This window comes from Micromonospora andamanensis, assembly GCF_016863495.1.
GTDB lineage: Bacteria > Actinomycetota > Actinomycetes > Mycobacteriales > Micromonosporaceae > Micromonospora > Micromonospora andamanensis.
This window is the reverse complement of record NZ_BOOZ01000126.1, coordinates 1-717: the sequence shown is the minus strand read 5'-3', so window position 1 is coordinate 717 and position 717 is coordinate 1. Positions and strand designations below refer to the sequence as shown.

Genomic DNA, 717 nt, shown 5'->3' with positions numbered 1-717 from the left:
GGTAGGCCCCCTGTCCCACCCTCGCCGTCGTGGATCTGCACCTGGTGGTGTGCCGTGCCCTGTGCGCCGTCACCTGTGTGCTGTGCTGGGCCTGCGTTGTGTGCTGGGGAATCGAACCCCTGCGCCTGCCCCCGGCGCGCCAGGAGTGAACCGGATTACCCGCCGGCTCTCGGGTTCGTGCACGCCTCCACGTCGGCTACCTGCTCCGCAACCCCTCAGTCCAGCAGGTCAACCTCCCAGTTTGTCCGCTGGATCACGGTGTCGACCTCCCGAAGTTGCCGGGCGAGGTCGTCGGCCTGGCCCCGCAGCTGCGCTACCGGCAGCGCCGGGATCATCTTCAGCTCCGACCGCAACTGCCGAAACCCGCGCTGGCCTTCCCCGGCTGCGGCGTCCGCGGCAGACGTGACCACGCTGTGCCGCAAGCGCAGCACGTCGCGGCGGGCCAGCGCGTCGGTGAGCGTGCCACCCTCCACATGCGTGGCGGCGTTCGTGCGGTTTATCCGCCGAATCAGCGACTCCAGTTCCCCGAGCACCTCGCCCGCCTCCACCAAAAGCGCCGCGGCGTCCTCAGCAGGCGTCTCACCTTCCTGGTATCGGGCGCTGGCGACGATACGGGCGCGGAGTTGTTCGGCGCGACGCGCCGCATCCGCGCGCAGCGCAAGAGCCTCAGCGAGCTTCATGCGCACCAGTATGACCAGCGAAGATCACTGCCGCCTT

1 protein-coding gene is annotated in these 717 nt (G+C 69.3%); it reads right to left on the bottom strand.

The features are described 5' to 3' along the window. Positions 1 to 215: 215 nt before the first annotated feature. Positions 216 to 680 (bottom strand): DIP1984 family protein, encoded by a 465-nt coding sequence (locus tag Van01_RS32770; RefSeq protein ID WP_204015846.1) that lies wholly within the window; start codon positions 678 to 680, stop codon positions 216 to 218. Positions 681 to 717: the final 37 nt, after the last annotated feature.

Excerpts from the sequence above, each read along its gene's own strand:
- Van01_RS32770 (WP_204015846.1), bottom strand. The coding sequence starts at position 680 with ATGAAGCTCGCTGAGGCTCTTGCGCTGCGCGCGGATGCGGCGCGTCGC.